This window comes from Microbacterium sp. (genome assembly GCF_047607225.1).
Lineage (GTDB): Bacteria > Actinomycetota > Actinomycetes > Actinomycetales > Microbacteriaceae > Microbacterium.
On the sequence record NZ_JASGDO010000031.1, the window covers coordinates 1 to 15,574 of the forward strand.

Below are 15,574 nucleotides of genomic sequence, written 5' to 3' on the forward strand. Positions count from 1 at the left end.
CAGGCGCGCGCGGCGGCGGGCTCGTCCGCGAGCGAGTAGGCCGCGCGTCGGACGACCGACGGCCCCGCGCAGACGTTCGTGCGCGGGGCCGTCGGTGCCGGTGAACCCGACGTCAGTGGTCGACCGCCTTCTCTGCGCCGTGTCCCGTGAGCGAGCGGACATCCATCTCCGCCGCCTTGACCGGGTCTTCCGATCCGCGACGGGAGGTCACTGAGCCGAGCCAGCCGAGGAAGAACCCCAACGGGATCGAGACGATGCCCGGGTTGTTGAGCGGCCAGATCGCTGTGCCGGTGTTCTTGAAGACGCTCGTCTCGGTGCCCCAGAACACGGGCGACAGCACGATGAGGATGAGCGCTGCCGCCAGTCCCCCGTACATGCTCCAGACCGCGCCTCGCGTGGTGAAGCGGCGCCAGAAGAGCGAGTAGATGATCGTCGGCAGGTTGGCGGACGCGGCCACGGCGAAGGCCAACGCAACCAGGAAGGCGACGTTCTGCCCCTGCACACCGATCCCGCCGAGGATCGCCAGCACCCCGATCACCACGACGGTGCGTCGCGCGACCTTGACCTCACCGTCGGCGGCGACCTTGCCCTTCTTGACGACGTTGGCGTAGATGTCGTGCGCGAACGACGCGGCCGCCGTGATGGTGAGCCCGGCGACGACGGCGAGGATCGTCGCGAAGGCGACCGCCGAGATGAACCCGAGGAGGATCGGCCCACCGAGGTGGAGGGCGAGCAACGGCGCCGCGGAGTTGACGCCGCCGGGGGCCGCCGCGATCTCCGCCGGCCCGACCAGCGCCCCCGCCCCGTAGCCGAGGACGAGGGTGAGGAGGTAGAAGAGGCCGATCAGCCAGATCGCCCAGACCACCGAGCGACGGGCCTCCTTGGCCGTCGGCACCGTGTAGAACCGCATCAGCACGTGCGGGAGCCCCGCGGTGCCGAGCACCAGCGCGAGGGCGAGCGAGATGAAGTCCCACGGGTTCTTGCCGTATTGCAGGCCGGGCCCGAGGATCGCGTCCTTCGGGTCGGTCGTGGAGGCCGCGACCGCGCCCTCCAGCAGCGTGTTCAGGTTGAACCCGTTAATCGCGAGCACCCAGATGGTCATCACGATCGCGCCGCCGATGAGGAGGAAGGCCTTCACGATCTGCACCCAGGTGGTGCCCTTCATCCCGCCCACGAGGACGTAGACGATCATCAGCACGCCCACGACGGCCACGACGATCGACTGCCCCAGCTGCTCGGTGATCCCGAGCAGGAGGGAGACGAGGCCGCCGGCACCGGCCATCTGCGCGAGCAGGTAGAAGAAGCACACCGCGAGCGTCGTGATCGCCGCCGCCATCCGCACCGGGCCCTGCTTGAGCCGGAAGGAGAGGACGTCGGCCATCGTGAACTTGCCGGTGTTGCGCATCAGCTCCGCCACGAGCAGCAGCGCGACCAGCCACGCGACGAGGAACCCGATCGAATAGAGGAAGCCGTCGTAGCCGTTGATGGCGATGGCCCCGCAGATGCCAAGGAACGACGCCGCCGAGAGGTAGTCCCCCGCGATCGCGAAACCGTTCTGCGGGCCTGTGAACGAGCGGCCGGCCGCGTAGTAGTCGGCTGCCGTCTTGTTGTTGCGGCTGGCCCGGATGACGATGAACAACGTCACCGCGACGAACGCGCCGAAGATGGAGATGTTCAGGACGGGGTTGTTCTCCACCGTCGTGGTCGCGGCGGCGAGCGCGACGTTGATGTTCGCGAAGATCTCGTTCACGCGCCCGCCTCCTGCTTCTCGAGGTCGCTGCGGATCTCCGCGGACACCGGGTCGAGACGGTGGTTGGCGTACCACACGTACCACATGGTGATCGCGAACGTCGTGACGAACTGTCCGAGGCCCAAGAGGAGCCCGACGGTGATCGCGCCCGACACGGGGGTGGCCATGAACTCCGTGGCGAACGAGGACAGCAGGACGTAGGCGAAGTACCAGAGGAGGAACACCGCCGTGAGCGGCCAGACGAAGCGGCGATGGCGCCGTTTGAGTTCCCGGAACGGCGGGGAGTTCTCGACCGCGACGTAGTCGATGCCTCCCGGCGGAGCGGATGGTGCGGATGATGCGGACATGGCAGTCTCCTTACCTGTCGAGCCGTCGTCGTCGACGGCTGCTTCGACGGTCCCCGATGACCGCCGCGGTGGTATCGTCGACGATACGAAAGCGGATGACGCAGCCGTCACCCCCGGAAGTAGGTAACGCGATGGCACTCCCCAGCCTCGCCTCCGACGCCGATCTGATGGCTCACGCCGTCACCGAGCTCGCGCAGCGCACCGCACTGCCGGTCGCGTTCGGCGGCTACGAGCGCAGTGACGCCGTCGAGGTCAGCGCCGTGATCGGAAACCGCACGGCGCATCTGGCCGGACTCGTGGTGCGCGCGAGCCGCGGACTGGGCGGTCGCGCGATGGTGGAGCGGCGGCCCCGGCTGGCGCTGGACTACAAGACCTCGCGCCACATCACGCACGACTACGACCGCGTGATCCTCGGCGAAGGGATCTCCACACTGTTCGCCGTGCCGGTACTGGTCAGCGGCGTGACGCGCGGTGTGCTGTACTGCGGCTCGTTCCATCCGTCACCCTTCGGGGAGAACGTCGCCCGACACGCGGTGTCGGTCGCGCAAGACCTCGCCACGGAGCTGCGCGTGCGCGACGAGGTGCAGCGGCGCCTGTCACAAGCGGCCCCCGACGCCGCCGACAGCATCACCGCCGCCGCACGCGAGCAGTTGCGTCAGACCTACGCGGAGTTGCGCTCCATCTCTGCCGACGTCACCGACCGAGCGTTGCGGGAGCGACTCGCGGCGCTCGAGCACCGACTCGCGACGCTCTCTCGCGAAGGCGCCGATCACCACGAGGCACTGGATGTCAGACTCTCGCCGCGGGAGACCGACGTGCTCGCGTGCGCCGCGCTCGGCTCGACCAACGCAGAGATCGCCGTAACGCTGCAACTGCGCGAAGGGACGGTGAAGTCGTACCTGCAGTCGGCGATGGCGAAGCTGGAGGCCTCCACTCGGCACGCGGCCGTCGCCAAGGCCCGCCGCGCAGGCATCCTCCCCTGAGCGCCGCTCAGCTCTCCGAAGTGTCGGGCTCGGCGATCGACACGTAGACCCGCACCTCGCCGTCCTCCAGCGCGAACCGGAAGCCCTCCGCGTCCTGCAGCGCCTCCTCATCGACGATGTTGCCGGCGAGCTCGCGTGCAGCGATGTCGACGACGGGTCCGAAGCCGGGCGCGCCGCATCCGCCCCGGCTCCCGCCGGTCGGGGAACCGGAGCCGAGGCTTCCCGAGCCCGAGTCGTAGCGGATGATGAGGCAGGTGCCGCTGACGGCATCCACCCTGCCGCTGATCACCCATACGCCGAGGAAGTCCTCGTAGCGCTGGGCCCCGCCGTCGAGGGAGAACTCATCGTCCTCGACGAGTCCCCCGGTCGGCGCCAGCACCGCGTAGGGGCGTGGTGTCGACGATGTCGCGGCCATCGTGAGCGGTACGGCGATGGCGGCGGTCACCGCGGCCGAGACGGCAGCCACGGCGAGCAGGAGACCGAACCGGGAGCGCACGCGCCCGGGCGCCGAGCGCTGCGGGGCGGAGGTCATCGGGGCGGAAGTCACCGGGGCGGGCGGAGACGCCACCGCGGGACCTGACGAGGAAACGGAAGAGTCGACGACGGCGGGATCGGAGCGCTCCGGTGCCGAGGGCTCCGCGACCCTCCGCCGCAGCGCCGCGTCGCTCGCGGACATCTCCGGAACAGGAACGGTGGCCGTGCGCACCGCGCCCGCGGCCGCCTCCCGGGGGGAAGCGGCCCGTCGGGCCTCTTCGCGCACGCGAGCCTCGAGGATTCGGAGCCGTTCGAGCGCGGCGCGGTCATCGGCGATGTCGGCGTTCGCTCCGTAGGCGCGGGCCCGTAGTCGGGACAGTTCGTCGTCGGAAGACTCGGCCATGCCCCCACTCTGGCACGGGAGGCGCCGCCGACGATCCGTCAGGAGGAGCGAGGCGGAGCGGGTGCGGCGAGCACCTCGGCGTTGAGGGCGTGCTGCCACTCCCGCAACTGCCACATCGGGTGGTGCGGAGCGGCGTTCGAGCACAGGACGACGCCCCAGACGCCATGGTCGAGGGCCGTGCGCACTCCGTGCTCGGCCAGCGCGCGACCGATGGGCCCCTCCTCGAAGGTGCCGTGGAGCGGCGTGTAGCCGACCCATCCCTCCCCGATGATCGCGGGCACCCCCTGCCAGCGCGCCCACCGCGAGATCGCGATCGTCCGTGCGGCGATCTCGCGACGCATCACGTGCTCGTAGGGCGGGTAGTGATCCTCGAGCCAGGAGTCCCACGCCTGCGGGTCGATCCAGTCGTAGCCGTAGACCATCTGGTCGGTCACGACGGTCGCCTCGAACTTCCAGTCCGCGGCGCGGCCGTAGTCCGCCACCGACGGCGCGTCGGCCCGGAGGAGCTCCCGCAACTGCGGGTTGGGGAATCCGGCGGTGCCTTCCGAGCGGATGTCGATCCGCTGCTGCAGCGCATCGAGCACACCGTAGCTGTAGACGTGGAACTGCGCAGCGCCCAGGCCGCTCGGAAGGCTGTGCATGTCCAGGTGCGGCGGCTTGCCGTAGCTCGCCGTGAAGAGGAGGTCGGGGTGCCGAGCCCGCAACGCGACGATCTCGGCCGCTCCCCCGTCCGCCAACGCCGGAAGGATCGAGAAGTCGACTTCGTTGTGGAGCTCGACGAGGGCGATGCGGTCGCGGTGGCCGGCCTCGGTGAGGCGGCCGATCAGGGCGTCCCACGCCCGCCCGAGCAGGGCGTAGCGACCTGGGAGCGGGACGGCGTCGATCGCGTGGAACCACCGCGGCGAGGCCGCGAAGGCGGTCGACTGCTGGTACTCCCAGCTCGCGAGGATCAGCACCATGCCGTGGCGCTCCGCGGCCTCGAAGAGGGCCAGCAGCCGGCGCCACAGGTCCACGCGGAAGCCGCCGGGAGTGTCATACCAGCGCGTGCACTGCCCGAAGTACCCTCCCGCCGGCGACGGGCCGAGACCCTCGATCTCGAGCGATTCGGCGAGGTCGTCGAGCCCGAGACCCCCCGCGAGGAGCAGCGGCGCGGCGCAGATACGGATGGCGTTGTACCCGAGCGCCGCCGCGTCGGCGACGGCGGCGTCGAGGTCGGCGTACGGCTGCTCCGGTCCGGCCTGGGTGTACCAGGAGAAGTCCCACAAGGTGATCGTGAGCCGCGGGGGAAGATGCGCGGGCACCTCAGCGGTGAGGGGACGCTCGTCGGCGCCGATGGTCCCGGAGCCGAGGTACCGCTCAGTCACGGGTCCATCCTCCCGCGCCCGACGCCGACAGGGCGCGTCCCTCGGCGGCCAGTCGCTGCAGCCGGTCCGCCTGCTCTGCCCGGACGCGGCTCGTGCTGACGTCGAACGCAGTGAGCTCGGGAACCGACGTCGCGAAGTAGTCGACGTCGTCGCGGGCGGCTCGCAGTTCGGCAGCGCGTGCATCCAGCGCGTCCCACGATCGTTCCGCCGCTGCCGTGTCCCCGAGCCGGAGGTGGGCCACGCCCGCCCAGTACACCGACTCGTCCGCGGGGCGGGGGTCCACGGCGAGAGGGGTGGGGGCCACGGCCGCGCGCCACGCCGCGACTGCGGCCTCATGATCGCCGCAGCGAGCGTGGGCGTCGCCGCGGAGGACCCACCGGCGCACCGGCCGGTCGGCGGGATGGCGCCCTTCGCCGAGCGAGCGGGGCGGCTCCATCCCGGAGACGAGCAGGTCGACGGCCGCCGCCGGGTCGACACCCAGCAGGCGCTCGGCCCGCAGGCACGCAGCACGGTCGTACGCGGCGATGACGGCACCCTCACCCCCCTCGAAGGGACGGAAGCGGCGCGTCGTGAGGAGATCCCAGGCCTCGTCGAGGCGACCGACGTCCAACAGCAGAGTCGCGTACCGGACGGCGAGATCGTCGCGGTCTGCCACGAGGCCGGCGTGCTGCTCCAGGAGTGCGAGGCGGTCGGCGGGAGCGAGCCCCCGGCGAACCGCCAGGAGATCGCGCTCGACGACCAGGCGCGGGTCGGCGCGCAGCTGGAGGGCGTGGGCCAGAGCACGCTCGGCCGCGTCCTCGTCTCCCGTGACCGAGACCTCGGCGATCGCCAGGTTCCGCCAGACCACGGGGTCGACCGATCCCGCGCCGGTCGCGCGTCGCAACTCGAGCAGCGCCTCCTCGTGACGTCCGGCATCCAGCAGCCACATGCCGAGCAGGCCCGCCGCCACCGCATCGCTCGGGTCGGCGACGACGGCCGCCTGCAGGGCATCGTACTGATCGAGGCCCGCCGGAAAGGCGAGGTCGCTCAGCATCTCGCGCGCGGCTCGCCGCTCCCGCCGCGCCTCATCCGCGCGGCCGGCACACTCGCACCAGTGCGCGCGGAGGTAATGACGCACCGGCCCCGCCGCGCCGGCGGCGGGGGTGCGCTCGACCGGCGTCGCGGTCGCTGCGAGCGCGTCGTCGTACCGTCCGGCGCGAGCGAACTCCGCCCCCACGTCCAGCGGAGTGCGTGCGTCGATCCACTGCGGATCGCCGCGCAGCGCACGAGTGGCGGAATCGAGGGGGTCGAGGTCGGCGAGACGGGCGAGCAGGGAACGTGCCGCGTCGGCGTCCCGATCGGCGAGGGCGTGTGCGCGCACCCGCTGCGCCTCGGGGATCGAGGTCGTCTCCGGGAGCAGGGCGAGGACGCGCTCGGGGCACCCGCGCCGCAGCGCTAGTCGGGCGCGGGCGAGAGTGGCCGGGGCGTCGAACGCCGCGTTCCACGCCGCCTTCGCCCACGCGCGATCGGCGGCCTCGTCGTTGCCGAGACGCTCCTCGACGAGCCCGAGCAGATAGGCCGCCTCTCCGTCACGCGGGTTGAGGTTGCGTCGGGTCTGTCGGTGTTGCGCCGAAAGGAGGGCCTCGCGCGCCGACGCATACTGCCCGCGCGTCAAATGCCACGCACCGAGCGCGGTGGCCACCCGCGCATCGCCGGGATCTCGCCGGAGCGCCTCTTCCAGGTACGGCAGAGCGGAGCGCGAGGGATGCCGGTACTGCAGCAGGTGCACCGCCGTGACGTAGAGCTCGTCGTTCGAAGGGATGTCGGCCGGGGAGTCGGGGGCCGTCGCCAGCCAGGGCTCGTCGACCGTGGGCTCGCCGACCCGGAAGCGCCATGCCACCAGCGTCTCCCTTGCGTGGGTGACCTCCACTGCAAGACCCGGAGTGTCGGCTGCCACCTCGACGCGTCGCGCGAAAGGCCGGTCGGGGGCGAGATCAGCCTCCCAGCGGGCGATCTCGACGCCGTCACGCCGCACGACGACGACGGCGCCCTCGCGCAGCCGCGTCGTGAGCGCCGTCACGCGCGTCGCGTCGCCCTCCGCTCTCACGCCGATCGCCGCCTCGGTGGTCGCCTGGCGGGCGGGACCGGTGGCGTGCACGGGATACCAGTACTGCTGGAAGCGCTTGGTCTCTCCCGGGAGAAGCCAGCTGAAGTCGGGCTGGTTGTCGGTGTAGACGCCGGCCATCAACTCGACGTAGGGGCCGTCGTCGTCGGTGAGCTGGTCGTCCCAGGCGCGGCCGATCGCCCCGTCGCCCCATGTCCACTGCTTCTTGCCGGGCGAGACGGCACGGTCGGCCCAATGGACGAAGCCGGCATCGGCGGCGTGGTCGTAGCCCCCGAAGAACTCGTCTTCCGTGTCGGTGATCATGTACGACGACGGCACCGGGATGTTGCTGTAGAAGTCGATGCGGTCCGCGTCCGCGCGCTCGGCGGCCAGGGCCGGGTAGTCCACGCCGTAGTACGAGCGGTCGGCTCGGGGGAACGCGGTGATGGCGCGGCGGGCGTGGTCGGCGACGTACGCCACATCATCGGGGAAGAACGACTGATACCGGTCGTGCGAGCGCGCGGCCACGTTCGCCCACCACAGGAAGGTCTGCGGCACGTCGGTGCGGTTGTGGAGCTCGGCGTCCAGCTCGATGAGCGACGACCCCGGACGTAGCCGCACGCCGTGCAGGCCACGCATGCGCTGCAAGGGATCGAGGTCGCTGTGCCACACGACCGCGGCACCGTCGGGCTCGCGCTCGATCCGCCACTGGACCGGCAGAAACGTCGCGGGGCGGTGATGCTGGGGCCAGTTGAACTCGACTCCGCCGGACATCCAGGGACCGGCGAGCCCCACGAGGGCCGGCTTGATGACGTTGTTGCGGTAGAAGAAGTCGTACCCGGCCACCTTGTCGTAGCCGATGTGGATGCGGCCCCCGATCTCGGGGAGCAACACCAGACGCACGTACGCGTTCTCGAGGTGGATCGCCTGCCACAGCCGCGGCTCCTTCTCGTGCGAGATGCGGTCGGTCATCGGCAGCGGGTAGAGCTTCCCGCTCGAGCCCTGATAGACGCGGCGGTCGAGGAAGAGCGGGTAGGGATCGGGCTCCCCCGGCGCGTACGTGTCAATCGACAGCGGCTCGCTCCAGCACGCGACGCCTCCCTCCGCCAGCACGGCAGCCTGGTCGGCTGGAGGATCGGGGAGAACGATGCGGCTCGGGGCGGGGTCATCTCGGGTCACCTGGCAAAACTAAGGCGACGGCGAGACACAAGGAATGGTCAAACCCGCTCTGCACCTGGATGATTCGACGATGACGCGTGTGACAGAATGCGATCATGGAACGCGCCGACGGCTTCGAACGGCAGCGGCTCAGCGTCGTGCCGAGACCGCTCGTCGACGCGGCCCTCGCCCGCCCGGTGACCCGTCGCATCCTCGTGACCGACGCGGGGTACTTCCCCCGCGCGGAACACCACGGCAGGCACCGGTCCGAGGGGGTTCCGGAGACGATCATCATCGTCTGCGTCGCCGGCACCGGATGGGTGGAGACGGCCACCTCGCGGACGACCGTCGGCTCCGCGACGGCGATCGTGATCCCGGGCGGCACGGGGCACTCCTACGGCGCGTCGCCCGACGATCCCTGGACGATCTGGTGGTGCCACGTGCGCGGCACCGACGTCCCCGAGCTGCTCGACGCGTCGGGCATCACCTCCGAGCGGGTCACCCTCTCCCTCCGCGCCGTGGAGCGGGTAACCTCCCTCCTCGACGAGATCTCGGTGGCGATGGCCCGCGACAGCACTCCGGCGCGGCTGACTGCGACCTCGGGCATGGCGTGGCGGCTGCTCACGCAGCTGGCGGTGGACCGGGTGACCCCCGGGGAGGGCGCCCCGATCGAGCGGGCCATGCGCTACCTGGAGGAGCGGATCGACGGGCGCATCCACGTTCCCGAGCTCGCGGCGATGGTCGGGGTGTCCCCCTCCCATCTCGCGGCGCTGTTCCGCGACGCGACCGGTGGTGGCGTGCTGGCCCACCACAATGCGCTGAAGATGGCCAAAGCGCGGGAGCTGCTGGACACCACGGCGCTGTCGGTCGCCGAAATCGGCCGGCGGATCGGCTGGGAAGACCCCTTCTACTTCTCGCGGCAGTTCCGCCGCACCCACGGCATGAGCCCCCGCGCCTATCGCGAGACGCGCAAGGGCTGACCTCTGCGGGTCACCCCTTGGTCGCCCCCGCGGTGAGGTCGGCGCGCCAGAACCGCTGCAGCCCGGTCATGAGGGCGACCAGCAGCAGCGCCGAGACGGCGGAACCTGCCACCACGAGCGAGTAGAACATCGGATCACGCTGCGTCTGCCCGTTCCACAGGGTCAGTCCGAGGGTGACCGGGAACGTGGAGGTGTCGTTGAGCATCACGAGGGGCAGCAGGTAGTTGTTCCAGATCGTCACGAACTGGAAGAGGAAGATCGTCACGAGCGCCGGGGTCATCATCCGCGCCGCGATGGAACCGAAGATCCGCAGGTCTCCCGCCCCGTCGAGCCGGGCCGCCTCCACGACCTCGTCGGGCACGCTCGCCGTGGCATGGATGCGGGCGAGGTAGACCCCGAAGGGGCTCACCATGCTCGGAAGGAGCACGGCCCAGTACGTGCCGGTGAGCCCGACGGTGTTGAGCAGGAAGTACAGCGGCAGCGCGATCACGGTCGCGGGAACGAGCACGCCGCCGAGGATGACGGAGAAGAGCATCTCGCGGCCGCGGAACGGGAACTTGGCGATCGCGTAGCCGCACGCCGCGGAGATGACCATCGCGACGAAGGCGCCCACGCCCGAGTACAGGACGCTGTTGAGGACCCACCGCGTGAACGCCCCGCCGTCCTGCGTGAACAGGGCGACGAGGTTCTCCCACGCCCGCGGGCTGTCGGAGAACCAGAGACCGAAGGTGCCGAACAGGTCGCCCGGAGACTTGGTGGCCGCCACGAGCACCCAGATCAACGGCAGGAGGAAGTAGATCGCCGCGACGCCGAGGGCGATGTTGACGGCGGTCGTGCTCAGGGCACCCCGAGCCGTCGGGGCACCCGCGGGGCGCGAGGCCGAACGGGAGCTCACCATGCGCGGCTGTCCTTCCGATTGACGAGGCGGAGGAACCCGAACGAGAAGACGAAGCCGAGGACCGCCACGATCACGGCCATCGCGGCCGCGAGGTTCGGATTCCCTTGCGCGAAGGCCTGGTTGTAGGCGGCGAGGTTGGGGGTGTAGGTGGAGCTGATCGCGGTCGTCAAGGGCTTGAGGACGAGGGGCTCCACGAATAGCTGGAGGGTTCCGATGATCGTGAACACCGTCACGAGGATGATCGAGGGGCGAACGAGCGGCAGCTTGATGTGCCAGATGGTCGACCACGCCGACGCGCCGTCGACCCGGGCCGCTTCGTAGAGCTCGGACGGGATGGCGTTGAGGGCGGCCATGAGGATCACCATGTTGTATCCCGCGAACCCCCACAGGGCGATGTTGGCGATGGAGAACAGCACGCTCCCGCTGGAGAGCGGATCGACGCGAAGCCCCATCGACGACAGCACCTGGAGCACGGGGCTCGTGGCCGGGACGTAGAGGAATCCCCAGAGGAGAGTCGCCACGACGCCCGGCACGCCGTACGGGGAGAAGAAGACGACGCGGAAGAAGCGCGGCGCGAGGGCGCGACCGGAGTCGAGTAGGAGGGCCAGGGCGAGGGCGGTGAGCACCATCAGCGGCACGAGGATGGCCGAGAAGGTGACGAGGCGCCCGAGGCTCTCCACGAACGTGGGGTCGGACAGCGCTCGGGCGTAGTTGTCGACGAAGACGAACGTGGTCTCGGGGGCACCGAACCCCAGTCCCGAGCTCCGGGTGGCGAACATGCTCTGCACGAGCGCGTAGGCGATCGGGGCGACGAAGAACGCCGTGAACATGATCACGAAGGGCAGGATCAGCACCCAGACGGCACCGGGAAGGCGCCGCCGAGGGCGGGTGTCGGGTAGGGAGCTCACGGATCCTCTCCAGAGGGCCATGGACGGGGTGGGCTCCGGCGGGTGACCGCCGAGACCCACCCCGTCGCCGGTGTCAGTCGACCGAGATGCCGCGCTCGGTGAGCGCCGCGACCATGTCGGCCTGGGTCTTCGCGTAGGCGTCGACGAGCGGTGTGCCCGCATCGACGGCTGCCTTCACGTTGTCGGTGAGACTCGCGAACAGCGTCGAGGACAGCGGCGGCCACGACCACGAGGTGTCCACGGCCTTGTCCGACTCGGCGAAGACGTCCCAGATGTCCTGGCCGCCGTAGAACTCGAACACCTCGGGCGCGTCCTGGAGCGACGCGATCGCGGCGGTGTCGACGATCGAGGGCCATCCGGCGCCGATCTCGGTGAGGATGCTGACGCTGTCGGTGTTGGAGTTGAGCCACACAGCGAACTCCGCGGCCTGCTCCGGGTGCTTCGAGCCCTTGAGCACAGCGTTGGCCGAGCCGCCCGCCCAGGTGGCAGAGACGTTCTCGCCCGCGTTCCACTGCGGCATCGCGCCGACGGCCCACTTGCCCGAGGTCTCGGGAGCGGTGCCGCGCAGGATGGCGTCGGCCCACGAGCCGGAGATCCACGTCACGACGTCGCCGTTCTGGATGTCCGCGTTCCATTCGCTGGAGAAGTCGGCCTCGATCTTCACGAGGTCCTCATCGATCAGCTTCTGCCAGAACTCAGCGACCTTGGCGGTCTCGGGGCCATCGATCGACACCTTCCAGGAGTCGTTCTCCGGAACGAACCAGTTCGCGCCGCCCTGCTGGGCCAGCCCGATCATCCACGGCGCCTGGTTGAAGGCGAACGCGGCGATGTAGCGGTCGGGGTCGGAGGCGCGGACCACCTTGGCGGCCTCGTAGAACTCGTCCCACGTCTTCGGGTAGTCGATGCCGAGCTCCTCGAAGATGTCGGCACGGTAGAACTGGCCGAGCGGCCCCGACGCCTGCGGGATGGCGTAGACCTTGTCGCCGAAGACACCGGTCTGCCACTGCCACGGCACGAAGAGGTCCTTGGCGTCGGAGACGTACGGGGTGATGTCCTCCAGGGCGTCGTTGATGAGGAAGTCGGGGATCGCGTCGTAGCCCAGCTGGACGACGTCGGCGGGGTTTCCCGCCTGGACGGCCGAGAGCATGGTCGCGTACCCGCCGTCGGGTCCGGCGGTGATCGTCTCGAGGGTGACGTGGATGTCGTCGTGTGCCGCGTTGAAGGCGTCGACCGCGCGGTCGATGTTGGGCACCCACGACTGGAAGGTGATCTCGACCGGCTCGCCGTCGGCGGGCTTCTCGGCCGGGCCGGCGCAGCCGGTGAGTGCGAGCGCGACGGCGGCGCCGGCGATCGCAGCGGTCGCCATTCGGGTGTGACGACGGGCGGATATGGACATACATGCTCCCTTGCAATGCAGGCTGACAGTGCCTCGGCTGGATGGTGCGCACTGACACTACGGGGGTCGAGGCCGTCGGGAACATAGCCGAAAAACGGGTACACCTGGACGATTCGACGGAGGGTCGGGTGTCCTCAGTCTAGACCGCGCCACCCCGGTCGGCGGTGTCAAGCCCCTGCCCTCACGTTGCCCACGCCCGTAGCGTCCGACCATGACTCTCACCGCGCTCGCGATCAACTGCACCCTGACCCCCTCCCCCGACGCGTCGAGCACCGAGCTGCTGCTGTCCCAGGTGATGACCGCCCTCGGCGAGCACGAGGTGACCGGCAGCACGGTGCGCCTCGTCGACTTCGACGTGCGCCCCGGCGTGGAGAAGGACATGGGCGACGGCGACGAATGGCCGATCATCCGGGAACGGGTTCTCGCCGCCGACATCGTGATCGTCGGAACCCCGATCTGGATGGGACATATGTCGAGCCTCGCGCAGCGCCTGCTCGAGCGACTCGACGCCGAGCTGTCGGAGACCGACGACGCGGGCCGCCCGATCCTCTTCGACACGGTCGCCGCGGTCGCCGTCGTCGGCAACGAGGACGGCGCGCACCACGCCACGGCCGAGCTCTTCCAGGGCCTCAACGATGTCGGATTCACCATTCCCGCCCAGGCGGCGACCTACTGGAACGGCGAGGCGATGCACACGACCGACTACAAGGACCTCGACGAGACGCCGGAGGAGGTCGCCGCGGCGACCCGCACGCTCGCCCGCAACGCCGCTCACCTGGCGCGCCTCCTCGGAGAGGGCGGGTACCCGGCCTCCTGAGCGACGAATGCCCCTCGGGCATCGCTCAGATGTCGGACGGGTCTTGGACGCCCACCCCGCAGGCTCCCTACGGTGTGTCGTGATCGGAGGAGGATCATCATGCACACCAGAAGAAGGCTCCGCGTCGCGGGATTCGCGACACTCATCGTGGGGACCCTGGCCGCCGGGGTACTCACCGCGCCCGCGGCGTTCGCGGCGACCCCCGTCCCGGGAGACCCCCTCACCGGCACGGGCTCGGTCAGCCGCACGGTCGTCACCCGCGCACAGCTCCAGTCCACGACCAATCCCGGCGGTGTGGTCGACAGCACGGCGGGCTTCGGGATTCCCGCCGGGGCGGCCGCACCGTCGCACAGCTTCCAGGGAACGCTCCGGGTCAACAACGTCAACACCGCCGCCACGACCGGATACGCCAAGGTGTACGCCCCTGCCGGAGGCTACGACTACTTCGGAACCGCCAGCACCTGGTACCGCTATCTGCCCTACAACACCGTCATCGGGTCCAACTACGCGCTGCAGCAGCAGTTCGTGCAGAACGGCAGCCACCTCATCCCCACCGTGCGAGGGCTGCAGGTCATCTCGAGCCTCAACTACAACATCCTCTGGAGCCCGGGACGGGCCTGGGACGAGTCGGGCGACGTGATCGGCGGCGTGCAGTACACGCGTGCCGCGATCCCGTTCACCCTCGTGTTCAAAGAGGAGAACTGCTCCTTCTCGGGGCTGCTGACCTTCCTGTTCACCGACACGGCGATGAGTCGGGTGCGCTATCAGGTCTCCAGCGAGACCTGCGCGTACTACAAGGGCAACCTGTGGGGAAACCTCAGCGGAACCTACACGGCTGCCACCGTGGCGGGGGCGGAGGCGCTCCGAAACGCCTACGCGGCCGAGGTCTCGTCGCGGATGCCGACGAAGCCGATCTCGTCGCTTGCCACCGACTACCCCGCTGCCGGCATCGACACGAGTGCGTTCACCTCGGGCATCACCGCCGCGCACATCACCTCGTACGGTTTCGTGTACAACGGCACGAACTACGTCAGCGGCTGCGTCACCCGGCGCAGCAACTCCGCCACCGATGCAACGGGACTTCACCCTTACTGCGAGCAGGTGATCCTGCCGTCCTACTCGACCGCGAAGTCCGCCTTCATGGGCACGGCACTCATGCGACTGGCCCAGAAGTACGGCACCGGGGTGCGCAGCGAGCTCGTCAAGGACTGGGTTCCCGAGCTGGCATCCGACGCGACCTGGAACACGGTGACCTTCGGTCAGCTGGTCGACATGGCCACCGGCCACTACACGAGCGACGGATACGAGGTGGACGAGGCGGGCACGACGATGGCGAGCTTCTTCGCGCTGTCCAACTCGACGCGCTCGGCGAAGATGAGCGCTGCCACCTCGTTCCCCGCCAAGGTCGCCCCGGGCACGAAGTGGGTGTATCACACGTCCGACAGCTTCCTTCTGTCGGCCGCGATGAACGCCTACCTGAAGTCGAAGGAGGGCGCCTCGGCCGATATCTGGAACATGACCTATGGCGAGGTGCTCGCTCCCATCGGCGTCTCCCCCGACTCGGCGGCCTCGGCGCGCACCACGGATGCCAGCAAGACGCCGTGGGGCGGCTACGGACTGTTCTGGAGCCGGGACGGCCTGGCCCGCGTCGGCGAGTTCTTCGCCGGCGGTGACGGATCGCACGGTGGTGTCCAGCTTTTGTCGGCCAGCATGGTCGATGACGCTCTGCAGCGCGATCCGTCCGACCCGGGACTGCCCACCGCCGACCAGCCGTTCCTCTACAACGAGGGATTCTGGGCACGCCCGTTCACGAGCGCCGACGACGCCGCCTACACGACGCCGTTCTCGGTGCCGTTCATGTCGGGGTACGGCGGTATCACGGTCGCGCTCATGCCCAACTGCTCGGCGTTCTACATGGTCAACGACGCGCAGGAGTACTCCTGGAAGGCCGTGGTGCGCGAGTCGAACAAGCTCCACGCCATGACCGCCGGATGTAGCTGACCCGCCACGCCA

12 protein-coding genes are annotated in these 15,574 nt (G+C 69.8%); 4 read left to right on the forward strand and 8 right to left on the reverse strand.

Going from position 1 to position 15,574, the window contains the following annotated elements:
• Positions 1-112: 112 nt before the first annotated feature.
• Together QM591_RS05735 and QM591_RS05740 are read right to left on the reverse strand one after the other, a co-directional pair.
• Positions 113-1,750: a cation acetate symporter gene (locus tag QM591_RS05735; RefSeq protein ID WP_415130496.1), complete on the reverse strand. Its 1,638-nt coding sequence runs from the start codon at positions 1,748-1,750 to the stop codon at positions 113-115.
• The gene (locus QM591_RS05740) at positions 1,747-2,097 is read right to left on the reverse strand and encodes a DUF485 domain-containing protein (RefSeq protein ID WP_415130498.1); all 351 of its coding nucleotides are present in this window, start codon (positions 2,095-2,097) and stop codon (positions 1,747-1,749) included. The genes QM591_RS05735 and QM591_RS05740 overlap by 4 nt, the downstream gene beginning before the upstream one ends.
• A gap of 131 nt (positions 2,098-2,228) precedes the next feature.
• Between QM591_RS05740 and QM591_RS05745 the strand changes: the two genes are divergently transcribed.
• Positions 2,229-3,080, forward strand: coding sequence for a LuxR C-terminal-related transcriptional regulator (locus tag QM591_RS05745; RefSeq protein ID WP_415130500.1), 852 nt, complete (start codon positions 2,229-2,231; stop codon positions 3,078-3,080).
• Positions 3,081-3,087: 7 nt separating this feature from the next.
• On the opposite strand, the gene QM591_RS05750 is transcribed toward QM591_RS05745, so the two are convergent.
• From QM591_RS05750 to QM591_RS05760, 3 genes are read right to left on the reverse strand one after another with little or no spacing between them, the layout of a single operon-like run.
• A complete protein-coding gene (locus tag QM591_RS05750; RefSeq protein WP_415130502.1) occupies positions 3,088-3,957 on the reverse strand; it encodes a hypothetical protein in 870 nt (289 codons plus the stop codon).
• 38 nt (positions 3,958-3,995) lie between these two features.
• The gene (locus QM591_RS05755) at positions 3,996-5,321 is read right to left on the reverse strand and encodes a cellulase-like family protein (RefSeq protein ID WP_415130504.1); all 1,326 of its coding nucleotides are present in this window, start codon (positions 5,319-5,321) and stop codon (positions 3,996-3,998) included.
• Positions 5,314-8,583 carry a DUF5107 domain-containing protein gene (locus tag QM591_RS05760; protein ID WP_415130506.1) on the reverse strand — a complete coding sequence of 1,090 codons (3,270 nt, stop codon included), beginning with the start codon at positions 8,581-8,583 and terminating at the stop codon, positions 5,314-5,316. Before QM591_RS05760 ends, QM591_RS05755 begins: the two co-directional genes overlap by 8 nt.
• Positions 8,584-8,678: 95 nt before the next feature.
• On the opposite strand from QM591_RS05760, the gene QM591_RS05765 reads away from it, so the two are divergent.
• Positions 8,679-9,542 (forward strand): helix-turn-helix domain-containing protein, encoded by an 864-nt coding sequence (locus QM591_RS05765; RefSeq protein WP_415130508.1) that lies wholly within the window; start codon positions 8,679-8,681, stop codon positions 9,540-9,542.
• Between the two features lie 10 nt (positions 9,543-9,552).
• Here QM591_RS05765 and QM591_RS05770 read toward each other — a convergent pair whose 3' ends face one another.
• The 3 genes from QM591_RS05770 to QM591_RS05780 form a co-directional block, all read right to left on the reverse strand.
• On the reverse strand, positions 9,553-10,440 hold the full coding sequence (locus tag QM591_RS05770; RefSeq protein WP_415130510.1) for a carbohydrate ABC transporter permease: 888 nt from the start codon (positions 10,438-10,440) through the stop codon (positions 9,553-9,555).
• Positions 10,434-11,348 (reverse strand): carbohydrate ABC transporter permease, encoded by a 915-nt coding sequence (locus QM591_RS05775; protein WP_415130512.1) that lies wholly within the window; start codon positions 11,346-11,348, stop codon positions 10,434-10,436. The genes QM591_RS05770 and QM591_RS05775 overlap by 7 nt, the downstream gene beginning before the upstream one ends.
• 73 nt (positions 11,349-11,421) lie before the next feature.
• Complete coding sequence (locus QM591_RS05780) at positions 11,422-12,744, reverse strand: ABC transporter substrate-binding protein (RefSeq protein ID WP_415130514.1); 1,323 nt, start codon at positions 12,742-12,744, stop codon at positions 11,422-11,424.
• Positions 12,745-12,955: 211 nt separating this feature from the next.
• Between QM591_RS05780 and QM591_RS05785 the strand changes: the two genes are divergently transcribed.
• Entirely contained in the window at positions 12,956-13,561 is a 606-nt protein-coding gene (locus QM591_RS05785; protein WP_415130516.1) for a flavodoxin family protein, read from the forward strand.
• 99 nt (positions 13,562-13,660) lie between these two features.
• Entirely contained in the window at positions 13,661-15,562 is a 1,902-nt protein-coding gene (locus tag QM591_RS05790) for a hypothetical protein (RefSeq protein ID WP_415130518.1), read from the forward strand.
• The last annotated feature ends 12 nt before the right edge of the window (positions 15,563-15,574 follow it).